The sequence below is a fragment of the Selenomonas sp. oral taxon 136 genome (assembly GCF_001554015.1).
GTDB lineage: Bacteria > Bacillota > Negativicutes > Selenomonadales > Selenomonadaceae > Centipeda > Centipeda felix.
In genome coordinates, this window is sequence record NZ_CP014239.1 from 540625 (window position 1) to 562876 (window position 22252).

At 58.2% G+C, this 22252-nt stretch carries 18 protein-coding genes and 2 tRNA genes; 8 read left to right on the plus strand and 12 right to left on the minus strand.

From position 1 onward, the window contains the following. The first annotated feature begins 147 nt into the window (after positions 1 to 147). The 4 genes from AXE86_RS02475 to lgt are packed head-to-tail and all read left to right on the plus strand — an operon-like array spanning position 148 to position 4825. Complete coding sequence (locus tag AXE86_RS02475) at positions 148 to 2094, plus strand: peptidase U32 family protein (protein WP_061944306.1); 1947 nt, start codon at positions 148 to 150, stop codon at positions 2092 to 2094. A 17-nt stretch (positions 2095 to 2111) separates the two neighbouring features. Further along, positions 2112 to 3425, plus strand: a complete 1314-nt coding sequence (locus tag AXE86_RS02480) for an aspartate aminotransferase family protein (RefSeq protein WP_061944309.1) — start codon at positions 2112 to 2114, stop codon at positions 3423 to 3425. 4 nt (positions 3426 to 3429) lie between these two features. Then, the gene (locus AXE86_RS02485) at positions 3430 to 3981 is read left to right on the plus strand and encodes a phosphoribosyltransferase family protein (protein WP_061944312.1); all 552 of its coding nucleotides are present in this window, start codon (positions 3430 to 3432) and stop codon (positions 3979 to 3981) included. A gap of 13 nt (positions 3982 to 3994) precedes the next feature. Further along, positions 3995 to 4825: a prolipoprotein diacylglyceryl transferase gene (gene lgt, locus AXE86_RS02490; RefSeq protein ID WP_061944315.1), complete on the plus strand. Its 831-nt coding sequence runs from the start codon at positions 3995 to 3997 to the stop codon at positions 4823 to 4825. An 81-nt stretch (positions 4826 to 4906) separates the two neighbouring features. Here the strand turns inward: lgt and AXE86_RS02495 are convergent, their stop codons facing one another. The 6 genes from AXE86_RS02495 to AXE86_RS02520 all read right to left on the minus strand — a co-directional run bounded on the left by AXE86_RS02495 (position 4907) and on the right by AXE86_RS02520 (position 10720). After that, positions 4907 to 5785 carry an Rpn family recombination-promoting nuclease/putative transposase gene (locus AXE86_RS02495; protein WP_232294906.1) on the minus strand — a complete coding sequence of 293 codons (879 nt, stop codon included), beginning with the start codon at positions 5783 to 5785 and terminating at the stop codon, positions 4907 to 4909. 188 nt (positions 5786 to 5973) lie between these two features. After that, on the minus strand, positions 5974 to 6792 hold the full coding sequence (locus AXE86_RS02500; protein WP_061944321.1) for a MetQ/NlpA family ABC transporter substrate-binding protein: 819 nt from the start codon (positions 6790 to 6792) through the stop codon (positions 5974 to 5976). A gap of 27 nt (positions 6793 to 6819) precedes the next feature. Then, positions 6820 to 7479 (minus strand): methionine ABC transporter permease, encoded by a 660-nt coding sequence (locus AXE86_RS02505; protein ID WP_061944323.1) that lies wholly within the window; start codon positions 7477 to 7479, stop codon positions 6820 to 6822. Continuing rightward, positions 7476 to 8501, minus strand: a complete 1026-nt coding sequence (locus tag AXE86_RS02510) for a methionine ABC transporter ATP-binding protein (RefSeq protein WP_061944325.1) — start codon at positions 8499 to 8501, stop codon at positions 7476 to 7478. Before AXE86_RS02510 ends, AXE86_RS02505 begins: the two co-directional genes overlap by 4 nt. Beyond that, the gene (locus AXE86_RS02515; protein WP_061944328.1) at positions 8498 to 9640 is read right to left on the minus strand and encodes an amidohydrolase; all 1143 of its coding nucleotides are present in this window, start codon (positions 9638 to 9640) and stop codon (positions 8498 to 8500) included. Before AXE86_RS02515 ends, AXE86_RS02510 begins: the two co-directional genes overlap by 4 nt. Positions 9641 to 9931: 291 nt before the next feature. Then, positions 9932 to 10720 carry a PhzF family phenazine biosynthesis protein gene (locus AXE86_RS02520; protein WP_198145280.1) on the minus strand — a complete coding sequence of 263 codons (789 nt, stop codon included), beginning with the start codon at positions 10718 to 10720 and terminating at the stop codon, positions 9932 to 9934. Positions 10721 to 10864: 144 nt separating this feature from the next. On the opposite strand from AXE86_RS02520, the gene AXE86_RS02525 reads away from it, so the two are divergent. The 4 genes from AXE86_RS02525 to AXE86_RS02540 all read left to right on the plus strand — a co-directional run bounded on the left by AXE86_RS02525 (position 10865) and on the right by AXE86_RS02540 (position 12379). Beyond that, positions 10865 to 10941, plus strand: a tRNA-Val gene (locus tag AXE86_RS02525). Between the two features lie 39 nt (positions 10942 to 10980). Next, positions 10981 to 11056, plus strand: a tRNA-Val gene (locus tag AXE86_RS02530). A 97-nt stretch (positions 11057 to 11153) separates the two neighbouring features. Further along, positions 11154 to 11678, plus strand: a complete 525-nt coding sequence (locus tag AXE86_RS02535) for a flavin reductase (RefSeq protein ID WP_061944330.1) — start codon at positions 11154 to 11156, stop codon at positions 11676 to 11678. Between the two features lie 2 nt (positions 11679 to 11680). Beyond that, positions 11681 to 12379, plus strand: coding sequence for a Crp/Fnr family transcriptional regulator (locus AXE86_RS02540; protein WP_061944333.1), 699 nt, complete (start codon positions 11681 to 11683; stop codon positions 12377 to 12379). 58 nt (positions 12380 to 12437) lie between these two features. Here AXE86_RS02540 and bioB read toward each other — a convergent pair whose 3' ends face one another. From bioB to uvrB, 6 genes are all read right to left on the minus strand, one after another. Next, complete coding sequence (gene bioB, locus AXE86_RS02545) at positions 12438 to 13448, minus strand: biotin synthase BioB (RefSeq protein WP_061944335.1); 1011 nt, start codon at positions 13446 to 13448, stop codon at positions 12438 to 12440. A gap of 82 nt (positions 13449 to 13530) precedes the next feature. Then, a complete protein-coding gene (locus tag AXE86_RS02550; RefSeq protein WP_061944338.1) occupies positions 13531 to 14973 on the minus strand; it encodes an O-linked N-acetylglucosamine transferase family protein in 1443 nt (480 codons plus the stop codon). Then, a complete protein-coding gene (locus tag AXE86_RS02555) occupies positions 14970 to 16127 on the minus strand; it encodes a metallophosphoesterase (protein WP_061944341.1) in 1158 nt (385 codons plus the stop codon). The genes AXE86_RS02550 and AXE86_RS02555 overlap by 4 nt, the downstream gene beginning before the upstream one ends. Positions 16128 to 16140: 13 nt before the next feature. Beyond that, the gene (locus AXE86_RS02560; RefSeq protein ID WP_061944344.1) at positions 16141 to 17058 is read right to left on the minus strand and encodes an AEC family transporter; all 918 of its coding nucleotides are present in this window, start codon (positions 17056 to 17058) and stop codon (positions 16141 to 16143) included. Between the two features lie 222 nt (positions 17059 to 17280). Then, on the minus strand, positions 17281 to 20109 hold the full coding sequence (gene uvrA, locus AXE86_RS02565) for an excinuclease ABC subunit UvrA (protein ID WP_061944347.1): 2829 nt from the start codon (positions 20107 to 20109) through the stop codon (positions 17281 to 17283). A gap of 13 nt (positions 20110 to 20122) precedes the next feature. Then, positions 20123 to 22165 (minus strand): excinuclease ABC subunit UvrB, encoded by a 2043-nt coding sequence (gene uvrB, locus AXE86_RS02570; protein ID WP_061944350.1) that lies wholly within the window; start codon positions 22163 to 22165, stop codon positions 20123 to 20125. Positions 22166 to 22252: the final 87 nt, after the last annotated feature.

Below are 22252 nucleotides of genomic sequence, written 5' to 3' on the forward strand. Positions count from 1 at the left end.
TCTATTGATAAACTCCATCAAACGATAGGGAAAAGAAGGCCATGCTTATTTGAAAGAAATGGTATTTCCTGCTATAATCAGAAACAATGATGGAGGAGTGTCCCTGTCTGTCAGCGGCACCTCCGGCAACAAAGGAGACTTTACACAATGCTGTTACACCGTAAATCCGTCGAACTGCTTGCACCTGCCGGCACATGGGATGCCATGACGGCAGCGATTGATGCCGGCGCGGACGCCGTCTATCTGGGCGGCAAACATTTCAATATGCGCCTGCATGAAGGCGATTTCAACTTCGACGATGCACGGCTCAAGGAGGCGATTGACTACGCCCATGCCCATGACGTTCACCTCTACGTAACCCTCAACAACCTCATCAGCAACGAGGAGCTGCCTGCTCTGCGCGACTATCTCGCCTATCTGGAGGAGATCCGCCCCGATGCGATTCTCGTACAGGACTTTGCCGTGCTCGAGCTCGTGCACGAGATAGGCATCACCGTGCCCCTGCACACCTCGGTCATGATGAACACGCATAACGAATACGCCATCGAAAAGCTCAAGGAGTACGGCATCACGCGCATCGTGGTCGGCCGTGAGATGACGCTCTCCGAGCTCGCCCTCTTCCGTGCGCGCACGGGCATCGAGGTGGAGTACTTCATGCACGGCGATATGTGCATCTCCGAGAGCGGGCAGTGCATCCACTCCGGCGTTCTCTTTGGGCAGAGCGGCAACCGCGGGCGCTGCATGAAGATCTGCCGCTGGCCGTTCGCCTTCATCAACGAGGAGACGGGAGAGGTGCTCGACGCGTCCAGTCCCGGGCCGTACAAGCTGGCGCTCAAGGATATGTGCATGTATCGCGCCATCCCCGCACTCATACAGGCGGGCGTCTTTTCATTCAAAATTGAGGGGCGGATGCGCGCGCCGGAGTTCATCCGTCGCCTTGTCTCCACCTATCGTGCCGCCATCGACGCCTACATCGCCGATCCGAACGGCTATACGACGGATGAGGAGGGCTGGCGCACCCTCTACGAAAACCGCGTGCGCGACTACACGACCACATTTGCGTTTGGACAGCCGACGGCAATCGACATCGGCATGACGGGCGAGCGCGAGCCGCGCTTCTTCAGTCAGGCGATCGAGGAGGCAGGCTTTGCCGACGAGGTACTGCGTGAGGAGACGCCGATCGCGAAGGAGAACGAACCCAGCCGCCGTCTGAGTGTCCGCGTCGGCACCCCCGCGGCGGCGCGCGCCGCCATCGACGCAGGTGCCGACACCGTCTACGTCGGCGGCGAGGCGTTTCGTCCGCAGCGTCCGTGGACGCTGCGCGACTACGAGGCACTCGTGCGCGACGCAGCAGGACGCGCCCACATCATCGTGAATACACCGCGCACGACCATGCGCCGCGAATGCGGGGAGCTCGAGCAGTTCTTCACCGCCCTGAACGACATCGGCGTGGACGGCATCATGGTCGGCAACCTTGGCACGCTGAAGCTCGCGCGCACGCTCACGAAGCTTCCCATTCAGGCGGATCACTCCTTCAACCTCTTTAACCATCTCGCCGCAACCTTTCTCAAGGAAAACGGGCTCACCATGGCGACGGCCTCCTATGAGCTGTCCTTCCGTCAGCTGCGCGAGATCGTCGAGAACGCCGTCCTGCCGATCGAGGCAGTCGTCCACGGCGCGTACGAGTCCATGATCTGCGACTACAACTTCCCCGCGATGTCGCTTCCCGCATACAACGACCTCGATTCGCCCGAGCTGCTCGACACGCACTATGCGTTCCGTGACGAGGCAGGCGGCGTCCATTCGATCCGCATCGACCAGTACGGGCGCAGCCACATCTACTTTGCCAAGGATCTGTGCCTCTACCCCTACCTCGAAAAGTTCAATGGGCTCGGCTCGTACCGCATCGAAGCGCAGGACTACACGGCGGACGTGACGGCGGAGATCGTCCGCATCTACCGTGCGGCACTCGACCGTCTCGCTGCAGGCGGCGACGGCTATCGTGCGGCGGAATTCGACCGCCTCACAGAGATTGCTCCGCGCCCCTTGGGCATCGGAACTTACCGCTTCCGTCAGAGCCGCAATTCGATTTAATCAAGAAAGTATATTTCATGGCAACAGATTCTATCAGCGAACACTCCTACATCGGCGCAGCTGCCATACTGGAAAAGAAAAAGAAGTACATCATGCCCTGTCTGGGGCATTTCTACAGCGACCCGCGCCAGATCGTACGCGGCTCCATGCAGTACCTCTATGACAGCGAGGGGCGAGAGTATCTCGACTGCTTCGCGGGCGTCTCGGTCATCAACTGCGGGCACTGCAACCCCGAGATCAATGCCGCCGTCACGGAGCAGGTCAACACCCTCCAGCACGTCTGCAACATCTACCTCACGGAGAACTTCGTCAATCTCGCCGAGCAGCTCGCCCGCATCACCCCGGGCGCACTGCAGAAGAGCTTCTTCTGCTCCACAGGCACGGAGGCAAACGAGGGCGCAGCTCTCCTCGCCGAGATCGCCACGGGCAGCAGCGAGTTCATCGCCCTGCGCAGCGGACTCCACGGTCGTACGAAACTGACGATGAGCCTGACGGGCATTGCCATGTGGCGCACCGACCCGAACCCCGTCGGAGGCATCAGCTTTGCACCGAATCCTTACTGCTACCGCTGTCCCATGGGGAAGGAATACCCCGCCTGTGACCTTGCCTGTGCCAATATGGTCGAGGACATCATCCGAACAGTTACATCGGGGCGCCCCGCCGCCTTTATCGCCGAGACCATCCAGGGCAACGCGGGCATCGTCGTCCCGCCGCCCGGCTACTTCAAGCGCATCAAGGAGATCCTCACGCATTTCGGCACGCTCTTCATCGCGGACGAGGTGCAGACGGGCTTTGCGCGCACGGGCAGGATGTTCGGCATCGAGCACTACGATGTGCAGCCCGACATCATGACCATGGCAAAGGCACTCGGCAACGGTGCGCCCATCAGTGCGTTCATCGCGACGCCGACAGTCGCCGACAAATACAAGAAGCCCGGCGCATCGACCCTCGGCGGCAATCCCGTCTCCTCCACGGCAGGACTCGGCGTCATCCGCTATATCGAGTCGCATGATCTCATGGGAAACGCCGAGCGGCGCGGCGCACAGCTGCGTGCAGGGCTGCAGGAGATTGCAGCGCGGCATCCCATCATCGGCGACATTCGCGGCCTCGGGCTGATGGTCGGCGCAGAATTTGTCCACGCGGACAAATCCCCCGCCCCTGCCGAGCTGGATACTGTGCTCGAGGAGCTCAAGAACCGCGGCTTCATCGTCGGCAAAAACGGCATCGCCCGCAACGTCATGGCATTTCAGCCGCCGCTCATCATCACGGAACAGAACATCAGCGACGTGCTGAATGCGGTGGAGATCATCTTGACGGAGAAAGGACTCTAACGCTATGGCAAAACGCTACCATGAACTCACCGTCGCAGGCTGCCGCCGCAGTCTCCCCATCCTGAACCTCAACGAACACCTGGCGATCGCAGGTTTCGTCATGCTGGGCGATGTGGAGCTGTGCACGGCGTGTGCACGCGAGCTGGCAAAGGTGATTCCGGCGGACACGGAGATCCTCATGACCGCCGAGACGAAGGGCATCCCCCTGGCGGCGGAACTTGCACGGCAACTTGGCATGCCCTACTACATCACGGCACGCAAATCCATCAAGGCGTACATGGAAGATCCCATCTGGGTCGAGGACGAGTCCATCACGACGCTTGGCAAACAGCGGCTCTACCTCACGACGGATGACATTACGCGCATCAGGGGACGCCGTGTCCTCCTGCTGGATGATGTGATCAGCACGGGCGGCTCGATGAAGGCGCTCGCCCATCTCGCCGAGAAGGCTGGTGCGCACGTCATCGGACAGGCGGCCGTTCTCGCCGAAGGCGACGCGGCACAGCGGAAAGACATCATCTTCCTCGAGACGCTGCCGCTCTATACGCCCGCATAGGAAGGGGCATTTCGTGCATCAATATCTCTTCTACATCGGAGATTTTCCCATCCGTGCCTACGGCGTCGTGATCTCCCTCTCGATTTTTCTAGCTACCGGGGTCGCCTACTACCTCGCAAAGGCGGATGGGCGCGGCTACGAGAAGTACATCACCGACATCGGCATCTACTGCGGCATCGCCGGGCTTCTCGGTGCGCGGCTCTGGGATGTCTTCTTCTTTGACTGGGACTACTATCAGCACCACCTGACCGAACTGCTGAACGTCTGGCAGGGCGGCATGGCCATCCAGGGCGGCGTCTTTCTCGGCGTACTCGTCGGCATTCTCTACAGCCGAAAGCAGGGGCTCGACACCATCCACTTCCTCGACGTTGTCGCGCCCGCCATCGTCCTCGGTCAGGCACTCGGGCGCTGCGCGAACCTCCTCAACGGCGACGCCTTCGGCGCACCGACCGGCGGAGACTTCGGCATCCTCTATCCCGCGGCGACTCTCGCCTACCACACGTACGGCGCACAGCCGCTCTGGCCGGCAGAGGTCTGGGAGGGGCAGCTCGACATCGTCATCTTCGCACTCCTCCTCCTCTTCCGCGCGCGCAGTCATGCGCGCGGGCAGTGCTTCGCCCTCTACATCATGCTCTACAGCCTCGTGCGCTTTGCGCTCGAGTATCTGCGCGGCGACTACACGGAGAAATACTTTGGACTCTTCACGAGCGCGCAAACGGGAAGCCTCGTCTTTGGGTTCATCGCCCTCGGCTTCTTCCTCTGGCTCGGAGTACGTGAGCACGGCACAGTTCCCTTTGAAACAGAGCAAACCAGCGAGCGCAAGAAGCCACGACGAAAAAAATAAAAAATGGGTGCCGCACGAAACTGAAACGTTCGTGCAGCACCCATTTTTTGATTCAAGAAATCACTGATAAATTTAGCCGCATCATCTTGACGCATCTTTTTTCTGTGATTGAAGATCACGTATCTCCGCATGTGTCAACCCACTGGATTTTTCGATTACATCCACAGGCACGTTCAAAGCAAGCAGGGAACGTGCCATCTCCAGTACCCCCTCGCGGCGGCCTTCGCGCTGCCCCTCACGCCGGCCCTCCTCAAGCCCCTGGCGAAGGCCTTCACGGCGTGAGGTGGACATTGCACTGAGGTAGTCGCGCATTGCTTTTTCCCGCTGCTCGTACTGCCATCGCTCCACATCACTCTGCATAAAGACACGCTCTGCTTGAATCGCCTCGTTAATTGCCGTCTCACTCATCGCCAGTTCCTCCGTTTCTCGTTCGTTCAGTTTGTTTGAAAAATAGGCAAGCCACTTTTCAAGACGCTTCATCTCCTTCACCGATTTCAGCTTGAACTTCGGAATTTCAAGGAAATGAATCTCCAAATCTTCCGTCAGCCGATGTCCGCTCACAATATCGTAGATCCCGTACATATTATGTGGATTTTCCTGCGGAAGCAGCTGAAAGTTCAATAGATTGATGGTAATGGACGGGTTCAGATCCTGATACTCCATCCCCTTGTGAAGGGTCTGATACATCCGCGCCCAATAGTAGAGCGTCCTCTTCTGCATATTGTAGAGGTTCACCAGTTGAACCTCTATGTTGATCTGACTGCCATCGCTCGCAATTCCATAAATATCGAGCTGTGACTGCTTGTCGTCTGCAAGCTGTGGATCAAACTCACGGTCAATAAAGGTGATATCCGTGAGGACATCTTCTCCCTCGCGATCCAAAACAGCGTTGAGAAAACTAAGGGTAATACGCTTGCGTTCCTCTCTGCCAAAGATGAATTTGAAGAGATAATCATTCAATGGATGTACCCTTGTCGATTCATCACAAGCATCCCTCCTCGTTATCTTACTGCTTCTTATATTCTATCTTTTTTTCACTGCAAACACAAGGGAAGCACTGATAAATTCAGCACCGTCATTTTATCAGCGATTCCCAAGAAAAACGAGATGAACATACGTTTTTTGTACGTTCATCCCGTTTGATCCGATTAGTTCTCCGGTACAAACCAGAGCCCGTTGTCGTTTTTCTTTAGATAGTCCTTGAACTCGTCCGAATGATAGGCTTTGACAATGTCCTGCGCCCACTTCGCGTCCTTGTTCTTTTCGTGTACGACGAGTTGCAGCAGGAGGTGAGGAAGGATGTCCTCCTTGAGAAGTGCCGTCGACGGGTCAATCTTCGCATTGTAGACAATCGAGCCCGTGATGACAATGTAGGCGAAATCACCGCGCACCGCAGGAATGTTGAGCGACTTCATCTCCGTGAACTTCAGATTGTGCGGATTCTCGACGATGTCCTGCTGCGTTACCGTCGCGAGATCCTTCGTGGGATCGAGCTTGATCCACCCTGCCTTTTGCAGGAGCGCGTACGCGCGTGCCGTATTGGACGCATCGTTCGGCACGGCGATGGTGTCGCCATCCGCGATCTGTGCAAGATTATCCTTCTTCCCCGCATAGATGCCCGCCGGAACTGTCGGGATCGGTGTCAGCGCCACGAGATGCCCATCCTGCTTCTTGTTGAAATTCTCCATGTACGCCGTGTGCTGCTCTACGTTGAAGTCCACCTCACCGTCGTTGAGAGCCACATCCGCCTGCAGGAGGTCGCTCAGATCCTTGCCTGTGACCGTATAGCCCTGCTTCTCAAGGATTGGCTTCACCCCCTTCTCAAACAGCTCCGAGTACGGCCCCTGCGACTTACTGTAGGTGATGGTCTTCTTATCCATTGATGCCTGTTCACTGCCGCAGCCCGCGACTATCCCCGCACCGAGAACAACGGCCAGACCGAGTGTCCATATTTTTTTGAATTTCATAAAATCCCTGCTTTCTTTTTGATAAACTCAATGCCCACGCGCACGTGCGGCAAAGTAATTTCCCACCGACTGTATAATCTGCACAAAGGCGATGAGGACGACAACGGTAAAAAGCATGAGCGGGGAGTTCATACGCTCATAGCCATACGTCAGCGCGAGATCGCCCACACCGCCCGCACCAATTGCGCCCGCCATCGCCGTCGCTCCGAGAAGCCCGATGGTTCCCGTCGTCACGGACAGGATCAGCGACCCCTTCGCTTCCGGCAAAAGAAAGTAGCGGACGATCTCATAATAGGATGCGCCCATCGCCTGTGCCGCCTCCACAATGCCATGATCCACCTCGAGTAGCGAGTTCTCAAAGAGCCGTGTGAGATACGGCGTAATGAACACCACGAGCGGAACAAGTGCCGCTGTTGTACCAATTCGTGTCCCGACAATCATCTTTGTCAGCGGCAGGATGAACACCATGAGAATGATGAACGGTACGCTGCGGATGACATTGACTGTGACGTTCACAATTTGATACGTCCAGCTGTGTGGCAGGATGCCGAGCGGCCGCGTAAGGATCAGCACAACGGCAAGCGCCATTGCGAGCAGCGTGCCGATCGCCAACGAAACAAAGACCATATAGAGCGTTTCCTGCGCCGCAAGTAAGATCTGCGCATTTGGTACACCTAACTCCATCATGGATTCACCTCCTGCCACTCCACACCCTCTGCGTGAATATAGTCCTCTACACGCGCGAGCTCTGCGTCCTCACCGATGAATTGGACAATGAATATTCCCAGAACCTGCTCCTCGATCTCGCTGACCGACGCAAAGAGCACACTGGTCTCGACGGAAAACGCCCGCTGAATGCGATAGAGCAGATTCCCCTTCGCCTGTTCGCCGAGAAATCGCAGCCGCAGCAGGCGATAGTTGCGCCGCTCCTCCTGCAGTGCTTCCCATATACTTTTGGGTAGCTCGTCGGGAATGACCGCCCGCACGAACCGCCGCGTCATTGCTTCGCGCGGAGCGGAGAAGATATCGAGCGTCGCACCGTGCTCAATCACCCTGCCTCTTTCCATCACGGCAACGTGACGGCAGAGCTTCTGTATCACCTGCACCTGATGCGTGACAAAGAGGATCGTAATGCCGAGCTCCTGATTGATGCGTGCGAGCAGTTTCAAAATCGAGTCCGTCGTCTCCGGATCAAGCGCACTGGTCGCCTCGTCACAGAGCAGAATCGACGGCTGTGTCGCAAGCGCCCGCGCGATGCCGACACGCTGCTTCTGCCCGCCGGAGAGCTGCCATGGATAGGCATCCGCCTTGTCCGTGAGCTCTACAAACTCCAACAATCGCTTGAGACGCGCATCAATCTCCTCCTGCGTGCGGTCATGCGCCAGTCGGAGCGGTATCGCAATATTTTCCCACACCGTCTTGGACTCGAGCAGGTTGAACTGCTGAAAGACCATGCCGATCTTCTTGCGCGCCCGCCGCAGCTCCTTGGAGGACAGTTCATCCACCGCCTTGCCGTCGAGCAGAACATGCCCGTGATCGGGCTTTTCGAGCGCGTTGACCATGCGTAGGAGCGTTGATTTGCCCGCACCGCTGAAACCGATGACACCGAAGATATCCCCGTCCGGGATCTTGAGGCTGACCTCCTGCAGTGCCGTAACTGGCTTCCCGTTCACAAGAAAGTTCTTGTGAACATTCACAAATTCGATCATTGCTCCTTCACCTTCCCCAATGCGCCGCGCACGAGTTCCGCCAGATAGTCCGCTGTCGGCGCAAGGGCACGCGGGTCGACGCGGAAGGTCGGGTTGTGGATGGCGGCAGAAAGCCCTGTCCCGACGAGGACGAACATGCCCGGCACCTTTTCCTGATAGAAGGCAAAATCCTCACCGCCGAGCGATTTCGGTGCGGGTACGACATTCAGCCCGCGCTCCTTCGCCTTCTCCGCGGCGTACGATGCCCAAAAGCCATCGTTGCACGTTGCGGGAGGTCCTTCGTACCAATCCGTCTCCACCGCGGCACCGTAGGATGCTGCCAGCTGCTCTGCGAGAGTACAGACACGCGCGCGGATGTGCGTACGCTCCTCTGCATTCATGCTGCGCGTCGTCCCCTCGACGAGTGCCTCCTCGGGAATCACGTTCCACGTATTCCCCGCCGCAATATGCGTGACGCTCACAAGCCCTGCGGAGAACGGATTGAGATTACGTGCGACAACCGTCTGCACGGACTGGATGAACGCCGCCGCAAGGACAATCGGATCGACGCCGGACTCAGGATGTGCGGCATGCGTCCCCGTGCCATGAAAGCGGAAAACAAAGCGATCCACCGCTGCCATCACCGCTCCCGCCGAGATGCCAACCGTGCCGACCTCCATGAGGGGCGAGGCGTGCAGGCCGAAAATCGCTGCAACGTCCTTCAACGCGCCTGCCTCGATGAGTACCTTCGCACCGCCCGGTGCCTCCTCTGCCGGCTGGAAGAAGATGCGCACGCGCCCCGTGAGCTCCGCCTCATGCTGCTTGAGCAGGAGCGCCGAGCCGAGCACCGACGAGATATGGAAGTCGTGCCCGCAGGCGTGCATCCGTCCTCTATACTCCGAGCGGTATGGCAGATCCGTCTGCTCCTCGATCGGCAAGGCGTCGATATCGGTGCGCAGCGCAACGAGCGGCTCCCCCTGCCCGACCTCCGCGACCAGTCCTGTCTTGAGCGGCAGATCCAGAATGTGGATCCCCGCCCGCTCCAAGGCGGCGCGAATCCGCCTCGTTGTCTCGACCTCCTCGTAGGAGAGCTCGGGGTGACGATGGAACCACTCAAATTCCTCTGCGATAAATGCCTCTATATCCTCAATTGCAGCCATGATATTCTCCCTTTTAATTCATATATATTCGATATGTTATAACCGAATTATATATTGCGCTGTCTGTCTTGTCAACCGCATTTTGATTCTGAACAGGAAAGCGCCGGCGCGGTTCATTGTAATACGCTCTGCGATCCGATTTGGCCCTATAATTTAGAGCAACCTTTTCATTTAGGAGGCGAACTCTTACATAAAAAGGGCGCTCAGACCGAAGTTCTCCGAGCGTCCTTACAGATAGTGGCTCATGGGGTACAGCAAACTTGCCTTTGTATTGTTTTCACCGGCCAAACATCATGCTCTCTCGTCAATATATAGCTCAGACGCCGCATAGAGTACGGCCTTACCTGCTAGCTCGACACGCTCCCCATCCACAGTGCAATGGAGAATTCCGCCTCGAGCAGAAGCCTGTTCTGCCGTCAAAATACATTTTTTCAGTTTATCTGCCCAAAGCGGCGCCGTATGGCAGTTGCCAGATCCACAGACAGGATCTTCAGCGATACCAATCTTTGGTGCAAAGGATCGCAGCACATAGTCTGTGTCGTCGCTGCACGCCGTTGTATGGAGGATCAGCCCCGGTAAAAACTTCGTTTTCTCGGCATCTGGCACAGAAGTGCGCACATCAAATTCCGTTGGCAGGACGCAGACAAGATCTCGCCCTAACCATGCTTCAGTGGGGCGAATGCCAATAGCCTCCTCCATGGCATCGGTGACAAGCACCTTCTCTAACGTAAAGGCAGGAAAATCCATTGTAAAAAGCTCTCCATCACGCCTAACGGTCAGCAAACCGCTCAGTGTATCAAAGCTCACAGACTGTGCACTGCGCTCATAAATGTTCATCAAAACAAATGCAGCAGCAAGAGTCGCATGCCCGCAGAGATCGATCTCCTCACACGGTGTGAACCAGCGCAGATGATACTGTCCATTCACTCCAACAGCAAACGCTGTTTCGGAGAGATTGTTTTCTGCCGCGATGCACCGCATCACTGAGTCAGGCAGCCACGCATCCAAGATACAGACAGCAGCCGGGTTTCCATGAAACACTTTCTCGGCGAATGCATCCACCGAATATTGTTTAATCATCAAGTCCACCTCATTTTCACTCTAACATATATTTTTCATGAGAAAAAGCTCATCCACTCCTCCGCAGGAGTAAAATTAGGAGTTGACAAGGCGGCATTTCATCTGCTATAATTCGTTCTGTCGTTTGGAAATGAGCGGCACTATGGGGTTATAGCTCAGTTGGTTAGAGTGTCTCGTTGACATCGAGGAGGTCACAAGTTCGAATCTTGTTAACCCCACCATTTGATTTTTCATCCGCAGTTGTGCGGATTTTTTCTTAGGCTCACTTAGCTCAGTTGGTAGAGCATCTCCGTCACATGGAGGGGGTCGGGGGTTCGAATCCCTCAGTGAGCACCATAAAGATATCTGATGCCGTCCCACGGGGACGGTTTTTTTGTGCGTTCTCCTATGCTATAATGAGAGCCAACACAGAATATTCTAGGAGGTATATATCATGGCAATCAAGGAAATTCGCCCCATGGATCTAACGGAGAACGTATTCAAGCTAATCAGTCAGGACTGGATGCTGGTCAGCGCTGTACACGACGGAAAAGTCAACGGCATGACGGCGTCGTGGGGCGGTCTTGGCTTTCTCTGGGCACGCCCGGTCGCCTATGTTTTCATTCGTCCGACGCGCTACACGAAAGAGTTCGTCGATGCATCCGACGGCATCACCCTTTCGGTTTTTGAGAAGAAATACAAGCCGATGATGCAGTATTTTGGAACGGTATCCGGGCGTGATGAGGATAAGATCGCAAAATACGCACTGACGAAGAAGGAGCACGGTGCCTATACCTACTTTGAGGAGGCACGCCTCACCATGCTCACGAAGAAACTCTATGCGCAGAAATTGGATCCCTCCTGCTTTACGAACGCTGCGGTAAATGGGCAGGAGGATTTTCCTCATACCTACTACCCGGAACATGACTACCACACCATGTATATCGCAGAGATCGAGAACATCTTACTGAGGGAGTAACTATGCCAGCGAACGACAAGGAAACTGCCGCGCGCATCCTCGCCGCCTCCTCTCTTGCCCGCGACATGAACGAGGAGGATGTCGAGGAGCTCCTCGCCTCAAGCGACGTGCGCCTGCACACCTATCCAAAGGATACGATCATCTTCCACGACGGCGATATGCCCCACTCCCTCTACATCCTGATTGCGGGGGAGGTGCATATCCTCAAGGATACGCGCTCGGGGCGCCAGATCTTCATCTCCGAGATCAATCAGCCGGGCGATATGTTCGGCGAGGTCTACGAGGTGCTGCAGCGCCCCTACGATATGTACGTCTCTACGACAAGACGGACAACCCTGCTCGAGGTATCGAGCAGACTCTTTACGCTGGACATCGGCAAGACACCGCACCGCTCTGCCCTTCTCGTTCAGCGTAACCTCATGCGCATCTTCGCGGGCAAGGCGTATGCGATGCACACAAAGCTCAAAGTGCTCGCAAGCGGTACGCTGCGCGAAAAGATCGTCCGCTATCTCCTGCCCCACATCGACGAGAGCGGATGTGCAGCACTCTCCGTCAGCCGTGAGTTCATCGCTGCCGATCTCGCCGTCAGCCGCCCCTCCCTCTCACGTGAGCTGAGTGCAATGCAGCGCGATGGCATCATCACGGCGGCAGGACGAAAGATCTGCATCACGGATATGGAAAAATTTGAGAGTTATCTATAACCAAAAGGACCGCCAACGAAACATTTCAGCTTCGTTGGCGGTCCTTATTTTTGATGAATCATCGTGCCGCGCACGAGCCCGTGTGCACACTGCAGTCCTCGTCGCGGTTCGTCAGGCCGAGCTCCTTCAGCAGTTCCATATCCTGAGCGATCGTCGTACCCGAGGTCGTGAGCATATTGCCCGTGATGGAGGCAGACGCTCCGGAGAGGAACGCCGTCGCGCCGTTCTCCGGGAGCAGCTTGCGCCCTGCGCCGAGGCGGATGTTCGCCGTCGGATTGATAAAGCGGAAGATCGCCACTGTACGCAGGATGTCCTCACCCGAGAGCGGAGCGAGATGCTCCAGTGCCGTCCCCGGAATCGCCATCAGCGAGTTGATGGGAATGGACTCGATGCCGAGCTCCTGCAGGGCGAACGCCATATCAAAGCGATCCGCCCACGTCTCGCCCATACCGATGATGCCGCCCGAGCAGACACACATCCCCTCTGCCTGTGCCGCCTTGATCGTGCGGATGCGGTCGGCGTACGTATGCGTCGTGCAGATCTGCGGGAAATACCGCTCCGATGTCTCGATATTGTGATGATAGCTCGTCACCCCCGCCTCGCGCAGGCGGCGCAGCTGGCTGCGCGTGAGGAGGCCATGCGACGCACAGAGATCAATCGTCAGCGACTTCCGCATCGCACGATAGGCATCGAGTGCCCGCTCGAACTCCTCACCCGAGAGAGCGCCGCCCGAAGTAACAATGGAGAAGCGGTTCGCTCCCGCATTCTGATTCGCCTTTGCATGAGCGATGATCTCCTCCTGCGGGAGGAACGAATACGTCTCCACGCCCGTCTTGTGACACGCCGCCTGTGCGCAGTACTTGCAGTTCTCCCCGCAGCGGCCGCTGCGGCCGTTGATGATCGTACACAGATCGATATGGTTTCCGCAGAACTGCTGCTGCAGACGATGAGCCCCCTCCTGCAGCTCCTCCAGCGGAGCATCCATGAATATCGAGCGGTCATCCTCACGGCGGACGCGGTAGCCCGCGATAATCTTCTGCGTCAGTTCAGCAATACGGCGTTTCTGCATAAAAAAATCCCTGCCTTATCATAGATCGTACGTATGAGGTCTATTATAGAGCAGGAATTTTATTACGTCAACTAAATATTGTCTATTGGTTTACCTTTGCTCCATGCGCATCCCAATAGCCGTCCAGTGTCTTCGCGACGGATGCCGTATACGCCGCCAGATCCGTCAGAGGCGATGCGAGCACCGCGTCACGCAGTGCGGCGCGGCGTGTACGCAGAGCGGCGACATCCTCCGCGAGCGCACAGGCAATCCGCTCATAGGCACGCGCATCGGACGCGATCCACTGCGTCTGCCCCGCCGCCGCGAGCACGGACGCACTGCGCCGCGCCGTATGCGTCTCCCCGTACAGTGTCACAACGGGAACGCCGCAAAGGAGAGCCTCTGCCGCCGCAGCCGCCCCGGAAAAGGGGAAGGTGTCAAGGACGACATCGACAGAGTCATCGTCCAAAGCGCCCGCACCGCCCGGCTTCACAAAGATGCGCTTCATGGGCAGCTTCAGCCCGTCCAGCATCTCGACAATCGTTGTCACGCGCAGAGGGCTGTCCTCCGTATCCTGCAGGATGAGCTGCGCCTTCGGGAGTTTTTTCAGGATGCGCCCCCATACCTTCAGTGCCTCCTCGTTGATGCACATGAAGTCCTGCGTCACACCGAAGGTCAGCGGTGCATCTGCCGCACGCTCCGCGAGAGGCGCACGGCGCAGGGCATCATCCGCCGCAAAGCACAGCGCATGCGGCAGGTGCAGCAGCTCCTCGCTGTAGAACTCCTCCGTCCCCGCAGGAGAGAGCAGCGCATCCGTCAGGAACGCATCGACAAGGGGCATCCCTGTTGTAGAGGCGGCATCCAGCCCCGCCATCTGTACGGGCGCAGGGCGCAGCGCGAGCACAGGGAGTGTCGCGCCGCCGTCCCGATGCCCGCCGAGGTCAATCAGGATATCGATCTCATCCGCACGGATGCGCTCCGCCTGCTCCTGCGGCGTCCCCTGCGCGAGCACGGCAGTATGAACACCCGCCGCCTCCCATGACGTTGGTGCATTCGTGCGGTCGGTGAGCGCATAGGCATAGACATCGTATCGCTCTGTCAGATGCACGGCCAGTGCGCCGTAGACTGCCGTATGGTCAAACTGCGGCGCAAGGAAGCCGATACGCAGACGCGCGTGATGGACGGGGGCACGCGGCGGGAGCGGCTCCTCACGCTGATAGAGCGACGCACACATCGCAAACTGCGGCTGCAACTCCTTCGGTGTCAGCTGCACCGCCGCATGACAGAGATAGAGGTAGCGGGAGAAATGTTCCCGCTGAAGGCGCAGGCTCTTGTCCTCGGTCGCCGCCTCGAAATACGCGGCAATCGCCCCCTCCGTATCGGCGAGCGCACGGCAGCACATCCCCATCATCTCAGAGAAGCGCCACTGCTCCTCTGCGGGGATCTCCTCGTGCGCACGCATATAGAGAATCGCCTCAATCGCCTCGTAGATGTACCCCGTATGAATATCCTCACGCAGGGCACTGTAGTCCTCAATCCAGCTCATACGTCGCCTCGCTCCAATCTAAAATACGCCGTCTCGGGCGGACAGCCGATCCGCAGGGGGAACCAGCTGCCGTTGCCCGTGTGCACATAGCCATAATTCTCCCCGATGCGCACCATCCCGCGCGTATACTTAAAGACGGGGAAAAGGGGCTGTCCGAGAATGCCGAACTGACTGCCGTGCGTATGTCCCGTCAGCGTCAGAGGGACACGCCCGTCTGCCGCCGCATCATCGATGAACTCGGGATGATGCGCGAGGAGCACCGTCACCGCATGCACAGGAACGTCCTCCATCGCTGCCGCAAAGAACTCTGCCTTTTCCGTGTAGAATGCATCCCCGCGTGCAAATGGATAATCCGTGCCCGCAAGGTAGAGCGCGCCGCAGCCTGGAACGCGCTCCGCTGCGTTGAGGAGAACATGAACACGCCCCCTGCGTGCCATCTGCGTGACAATGGGGAGCGCATTGCGCCGAAAGTACTCGTGATTGCCGATGCAGTACCAGATCCCGCGCGGAAAATCCTCTGCGTGGGCTTCAAGCACTGCAGCCGCCGCCTCGTTCAGATGCTCCGCATCAAAGAGATCGCCCGTCACGGCGAGCAGATCAGCCCCCCCTGCCGCTGTTTCGGTGAGGAGCGCATCGAATTCCTCCACAGAGAAAAACGCGCCGAGATGCACGTCGCTGATCTGCGCAATCACCAGTCCCTCCGCCTCAGGCGGGAGATTCCTTACGGGGATGCGATAGTCATGGCGCACGGCTGCCGTCCGCTCGATGAATGCCCCGTAGCTGCCGAGCAGTGCCCCCGCCGCCGGATAGAGTGCGGCACATTTCAGCACGCGCCGCCGTGCGGGACTGTACGGAACGCCGCGCATCCTGCGGACTGCCGCACGCACGAGGACGGCGAGCATCGTCAAGAGCAGCGCGATGATCTGCGCAACGCAGCCCAGGAAGATCGGCAGGGCGAGCATCCCCGCCCAGCCCTCCGTCCGATGCGAAGCAAAAAGAAAGAGCATCGCGCCGACGCCGAGGACATCAAAGAGGACGATCACCGCACGCGCCGCGCGCAGCCGCCGTCCCTCCGTCAGGTACCGCAGGAAAAATACAGACAGCCCTGCGATTAGGACTATGGCAGACACTAAGATCAGAATAAAGATGGGCAAATGTACCTCCCTGTCAAATTCCCGTAATCATCGACACGACCGGTATCGTCGCCACGGAGATGACCGTCGAGAGCGCGATGATCTCCGTCATAAGCGGATAGGCGACCTTGTTGTAGAGCAGGGCGACCATCGCCACCATACCGCCCGTCGGCGCGGCGACGATGACGAGGCTGCAGCCGAGGATGTAGGGATTCGTGACGAAGAACTTCATCGCAAAGAGAATGGGGATGGGCAGCACCACGGCCTTGAGAAAGGTGTAGACGAGCAGCTTGCGGTCGGTCAGCATGTGGCGCATGTGGATATCCTTCAGCGATGCGCCGATCATCATCATCGCGAGCGGCGCCGTCATCGCACCGACCATCGTAAACGCCTGCAGGAGGAGCGGATTTGTCGGAATCTCACCGAAGTAGATCACGCAGGCGATCAGCGAGGCGATGATGCCGGGATTCAGCAGCATGCGCACCATCTCAAGACCACGCTGTTTATGAATGCTGATGGAGGAAACGCCGTAGATGAAAAAGAGCAGATTGACGGGAATGAAGAACAGCGTCATATAGACGACCGCCTGATCGCCGTACACCCCCTGCACAAGCGGCAGCCCCATGAAGAGTGAGTTGTTGAACCAAAACGAGAGGTTCACCGCACCGCGCAGACGTCCGCGATAGCGCAGGAGAATCGGCAGCAGGAAACCGACGGCGCACATCATCACGAGGAGAATGGCGTAGTCGAGATAGGTGTCAATAACCTGCGCCAGATCCATGTGCTCCTGTGCGTGCATCGCTGAGGAGATGATGAGACAGGGGCACGCGATATTGACAATCAGGGAGGAAAACTGCTCCTGATTGTTCGGAATGATGATCTTGTATCGGCGGGCAAGCGCCCCTGCAAAAATCATCAGAAAGAATACGATCATCTGCCCTAAAATCAGCATTTCTACATTACCTTCTTTATTTCAGTTATTTCTCTTTCATGCAAGTGCCTCGCGAACACTTAGTTACGCAAGTGATCGCGTGCTCATTCGCCTAAATACCGGCGCACTTCTTAAACGCGCTTCGCTTGAACGAAAGAAGTACGCCGGGGGCGAGTCGCATGCTTTCCTCACTTGCTCCACTAGGGTTCGCTTTGGGGCTTTGCATCACATTCATTCAAGCCATCAATGTTTCTCTTCCAGCAGGGGCTTCAGGAAGCGCCCCGTATAGGATGCCTTCACCTGCACGATCTCCTCGGGCGTTCCCTGTGCGACAATCGTTCCGCCGCCCGTGCCGCCCTCGGGACCGAGGTCGATGATGTGATCCGCCGTCTTGATGACGTCGAGATTGTGCTCGATGACGACCACCGTATCGCCGCCGTCTACGAGCCGCTGCAGGATGAGGAGCAGCTTGTGGATGTCCGCCGCATGCAGCCCCGTCGTCGGCTCGTCGAGGATATAGAGCGTCTTTCCCGTGCTGCGCCGCGCCAGCTCCGTCGCAAGCTTGACGCGCTGCGCCTCACCGCCCGAGAGCGTCGTCGCAGGCTGTCCAAGGCGGATGTAGCCGAGCCCCACGTCGCGGATGATCTCGAGCTTGCGCGCGATGCGCGGCACATTCGCAAAGAACTCCACCGCCTCGTCAATCGTCATGTCGAGCACCTCGGCGATGGTCTTGCCCTTGTAGTGCACCTCGAGCGTCTCGCGGTTGTAGCGCGCCCCCTTGCAGACCTCACAGGGAACGTAGACATCGGGAAGAAACTGCATCTCGATCTTCAGGATGCCGTCGCCCCGACACGCCTCACAGCGTCCCCCCTTCACGTTAAAGCTGAACCGCCCCGCCTTATAGCCGCGCATACGCGACTCGCTCACCTGACTGAACAGCTCGCGGATCGCATCGAACACCCCCGTGTAGGTCGCGGGATTCGAGCGCGGCGTGCGTCCGATCGGCTGCTGATCGATGTTGATGACCTTGTCGATATGCTCAAGCCCCTTGATCTTCTTGTGCTTGCCGGGCTTTCCCTTCGCGCGGTAGAGCCGCGAGGCGACACCGCGATAGAGGATCTCGTTGACGAGCGTCGACTTGCCCGAGCCGGACACGCCCGTCACAAGCGTGAGCGTACCAAGCGGGAATTTCACATTGACATTCTTCAGATTGTTCTCCGCCGCACCCACGATCTCCAGAAAATAGCCGTTTCCCCTGCGCCGCTCTGCGGGCACGGGGATGAACTTTTTGCGTGAGAGATACTGCCCCGTGATGGATGCAGGATTCTTCATGATCTCTGCCGCCGTTCCCTCTGCAACCACCTCGCCGCCATGCTCTCCTGCGCCGGGGCCAATATCGATGATATGATCGGCGGCGTACATCGTATCCTCGTCATGCTCCACAACAATGAGCGTATTGCCGAGGTCACGCAGATGCCGAAGGGTCGCGAGCAAGCGGTTGTTGTCACGCTGATGCAGCCCGATGCTCGGCTCATCAAGGATGTAGAGCACCCCCATCAGCCCCGAGCCGATCTGCGTCGCGAGGCGGATGCGCTGTGCCTCTCCGCCCGACAACGTCGATGCCGCACGCGAGAGCGTCAGATAGTCGAGTCCCACATCGAGGAGAAAATGGAGGCGTGCATGAATTTCCTTCAAAATCTCTCCGGCTATTTTTGCCTCACGCGGCGTAAAATCCTGCTCTGCCTCCGTTAGAAACGCATCTGCCTCACGAATCGTAAGTGCCGTGAGTGCGGCGATATTCTTCCCGCCGACCGTCACGGCGAGCGCCTCAGGCTTTAGCCGCGCCCCGTGGCACGCCGAGCACGGCGTATCTGTCATATAGTCCTCGTAGCTCTCGCGCATCTCCTCCGAGTCCGTCTCGCGATAGCGGCGCGTGAGTGCGGGCAAAACGCCCTCGTACGGGACATGGTATTCCTTCTCCTCGCCGAACATATTCGTGTACTGGAAGGAAACATACTCATCCGACCCATAGAGCAGCATCTTCTGCGTCTTCTTGTCCATGCGGTTCCACTGCGTATGCGCGTCATAGTCGTGCGCCGCCAGGAGTGCTGTGATCGCCCGCATCCCATAGGAATTCGGATTTTTCGAGAGCGGTGCAAAGACACCGTCTGCCACGCTGAGCGCCGGGTCGGGAACGACGAGCGCAGGGTCAAACTCCTTGTGACTGCCGAGCCCCGTACAGACGGGGCACGCGCCGAATGGGCTGTTAAATGAAAACATGCGCGGTGCGATCTCGGGCAGTGAGATGCCGCAGTCCACACAGGCGAAGTTCTCACTGAACATGAGGAGATCGCCGTCCACCACCTGTACGTAGACCACGCCCTCACCTGCGTGGAGCGCCGTCTCCAGCGAGTCTGCCAGACGGCTCTCCATGCCCTCGCGCACGACGAGGCGATCTACGACGATCTCAATCGTGTGCTTCTTCTGCTTTTCGAGCGCGATCTCCTCGCCGAGATCATGCAGCTCTCCGTCGATGCGCACGCGCACATAGCCCTCGCGGCGAATCTGTTCGAGCACCTTCTTGTGCTCGCCCTTCTTGCCGCGCACGAGCTGCGCCATAATGAGGAGCTTTGCTCCTGCGGGCAGCTGCATGATCCGATCCACCATCTGATCGACGCTCTGCTGCGTGATCGGCTTGCCGCAGTTCGGGCAGTGCGGGCGTCCCGCGCGCGCATAGAGCAGGCGCAGATAGTCGTAGATCTCCGTCACCGTCCCGACCGTCGAGCGCGGATTGTGGCTCGTCGTCTTCTGGTCAATCGAGATGGCAGGCGACAGCCCCTCGATGTTGTCCACATCGGGCTTGTCCATCTGCCCAAGGAACTGCCGTGCGTAGGCGGACAGCGACTCCACATAGCGGCGCTGCCCCTCGGCATAGATCGTATCAAATGCGAGCGAGGACTTCCCCGAGCCGGAGAGCCCCGTCACCACAACTAATTTATCGCGCGGTATCTGCACTGTAATATTTTTCAGATTGTGGGCGCGTGCCCCCTCGATCTTGATGTATTCATTCATTATCTGTATGTCCTTATTTTTTCTTCCTCGGCAGTTCGCCCTCGAGTTCGACGATCATGTCGCGCAGCTCTGCCGCACGCTCGAACTCCAGCGCACGCGACGCCTGCTGCATCTCGCGCAGAAGACTCTTGACGAGGTTCTCGCGCTCCTTCTTGCCGAGTTTTTTCTTTGCCTTGCCGTCCTTCTTCCCGTACGGGCTCTTATCCTCAGCCGCGACAAGCGTCATCTCGATGAGCGGGACGATGGGCTTGACGATGGTCTTTGGCACGATGCCGTGCTCCTCGTTGTACTCCTGCTGTATCGCACGGCGGCGCTCCGTCTCGTCGATGGCGCGCTGCATCGAGCCCGTGATGACATCGCCGTACATGATGACGTGCCCGCCGGCGTTGCGGGCGGCACGTCCGATGGTCTGGATGAGCGCGGTGTCGGAGCGCAGAAAGCCCTCCTTGTCCGCGTCGAGGATGGCGATGAGCGAGACCTCCGGCATATCGAGCCCCTCGCGCAGGAGATTGATGCCGACGAGCACGTCGAACTCGCCCGCGCGCAGATCGTGAATGATCTCCGCGCGCTCGATGGTTGCGATGTCCGAGTGGAGGTAGCGCACCTTAACGCCCGCCTCACGCAGATACTCAGTGAGGTTCTCTGCCATGCGCTTGGTGAGCGTCGTGACGAGGACGCGTTCATTACGCCCGATGCGCAGGCGGATCTCACCCATGAGGTCGTCGATCTGCCCTGCGAGCGGACGCACCTCGACCTCGGGATCGAGGAGCCCCGTCGGGCGGATGATCTGCTGAGCGACCTGCTGTGCCTGCTGCATCTCGTATTTTCCGGGCGTTGCGGAGACGTAGACGATCTGATTGATGCGCGCCGCGAACTCCTCGAACGTCAGTGGGCGGTTGTCGAACGCGGACGGCAGGCGAAAGCCGTTGTCCACGAGTGAGACCTTGCGGCTGCGGTCGCCGCCGTACATGGCGTGAATCTGCGGCAGGGTCACATGCGACTCGTCGATCATGATGAGGAAGTCCTCGGGGAAGTAGTCGAGGAGGGTGTACGGAGTCGCGCCCGGCGCGCGGTGCGTGAGGTGACGCGAGTAGTTCTCGATGCCGGAGCAGTAGCCCATCTCCTGCATCATTTCGAGGTCATAGTTCGTGCGCTGCTCCAGCCGCTGTGCCTCAAGGAGTTTGCCCTCACCTTTCAGTACGGCGAGCCGCTCCTCAAGCTCCGTGCGAATGTCAGCCATGGCGATCTTCATATCCTCATCGTCCGTGACGTAGTGGGACGCCGGAAACACCATGGAGTGAAGCCGCTCGCCGTAAACCTCGCCCGTCGTCACGTCGAACTCGATGATGCGCTCCACCTCGTCGCCGAACATCTCAATGCGCACGCCGCGGTTGTTGTACCCTGCGGGAAAGATCTCAATCACGTCGCCGCGCACACGGAAACGTCCGCGCTCAAACGCGATATCGTTGCGCTCGTAACGGATGGAGATGAGCTTCTGCAGGATCTCCTCGCGCGTGATTGTCTGCCCCTTGTGCACGGAGAGAACCATCTCGTGATAGCTCTCCGGCGAGCCGAGTCCGTAAATGCACGAGACGCTCGCCACGATGATGACGTCGCGCCGCTCAAAGAGTGAACAGGTCGCGGAGTGGCGCAACTCATCGATCTCATCGTTGATCGACGCATCCTTTTCAATATAGGTATCCGTCTGGGCGATGTACGCCTCGGGCTGGTAGAAGTCGTAGTAGCTGACAAAGTAACCGACGTAGTTGTCGGGAAAAAATGACTTGAACTCACTCGCGAGCTGCGCGGCAAGAGTCTTGTTGTGTGCGATGACGAGGGTCGGACGCTGAACGCGCTCGATGACCTTTGCCATCGTGTAGGTCTTGCCCGTGCCCGTGGCTCCGAGCAGCACCTGTGCCGTCATGCCGTTCTCGATGCCGCCGGCAAGATCGGCAATCGCCTGCGGCTGATCGCCCATCGGTTCAAACGGCGCAACAACCTTGAACGGGATCTCCCCCTCGAACTGCGTTGTATTGAGTTTTGGCACCATCGCCATGCGTCCCCCTCCTTCGCGAAAAGCTATCTCTTCATTATATCGTATCCGTCAAGGGATGCAATAAAAGCGCAGAGATCCCCCGATCGC

Excerpts from the sequence above, each read along its gene's own strand:
- AXE86_RS02475 (WP_061944306.1), top strand. The coding sequence starts at position 148 with ATGCTGTTACACCGTAAATCCGTCGAACTGCTTGCACCTGCCGGCACA.
- AXE86_RS02480 (WP_061944309.1), top strand. The coding sequence starts at position 2,112 with ATGGCAACAGATTCTATCAGCGAACACTCCTACATCGGCGCAGCTGCC.
- AXE86_RS02485 (WP_061944312.1), top strand. The coding sequence starts at position 3,430 with ATGGCAAAACGCTACCATGAACTCACCGTCGCAGGCTGCCGCCGCAGT.
- AXE86_RS02500 (WP_061944321.1), bottom strand. The coding sequence starts at position 6,792 with ATGAAATTCAAAAAAATATGGACACTCGGTCTGGCCGTTGTTCTCGGT.
- AXE86_RS02505 (WP_061944323.1), bottom strand. The coding sequence starts at position 7,479 with ATGATGGAGTTAGGTGTACCAAATGCGCAGATCTTACTTGCGGCGCAG.
- AXE86_RS02510 (WP_061944325.1), bottom strand. The coding sequence starts at position 8,501 with ATGATCGAATTTGTGAATGTTCACAAGAACTTTCTTGTGAACGGGAAG.
- AXE86_RS02515 (WP_061944328.1), bottom strand. The coding sequence starts at position 9,640 with ATGGCTGCAATTGAGGATATAGAGGCATTTATCGCAGAGGAATTTGAG.
- AXE86_RS02520 (WP_198145280.1), bottom strand. The coding sequence starts at position 10,720 with ATGATTAAACAATATTCGGTGGATGCATTCGCCGAGAAAGTGTTTCAT.
- AXE86_RS02535 (WP_061944330.1), top strand. The coding sequence starts at position 11,154 with ATGGCAATCAAGGAAATTCGCCCCATGGATCTAACGGAGAACGTATTC.
- AXE86_RS02540 (WP_061944333.1), top strand. The coding sequence starts at position 11,681 with ATGCCAGCGAACGACAAGGAAACTGCCGCGCGCATCCTCGCCGCCTCC.
- bioB (WP_061944335.1), bottom strand. The coding sequence starts at position 13,448 with ATGCAGAAACGCCGTATTGCTGAACTGACGCAGAAGATTATCGCGGGC.
- AXE86_RS02550 (WP_061944338.1), bottom strand. The coding sequence starts at position 14,973 with ATGAGCTGGATTGAGGACTACAGTGCCCTGCGTGAGGATATTCATACG.
- AXE86_RS02560 (WP_061944344.1), bottom strand. The coding sequence starts at position 17,058 with ATGCTGATTTTAGGGCAGATGATCGTATTCTTTCTGATGATTTTTGCA.
- uvrA (WP_061944347.1), bottom strand. The coding sequence starts at position 20,109 with ATGAATGAATACATCAAGATCGAGGGGGCACGCGCCCACAATCTGAAA.
- uvrB (WP_061944350.1), bottom strand. The coding sequence starts at position 22,165 with ATGGCGATGGTGCCAAAACTCAATACAACGCAGTTCGAGGGGGAGATC.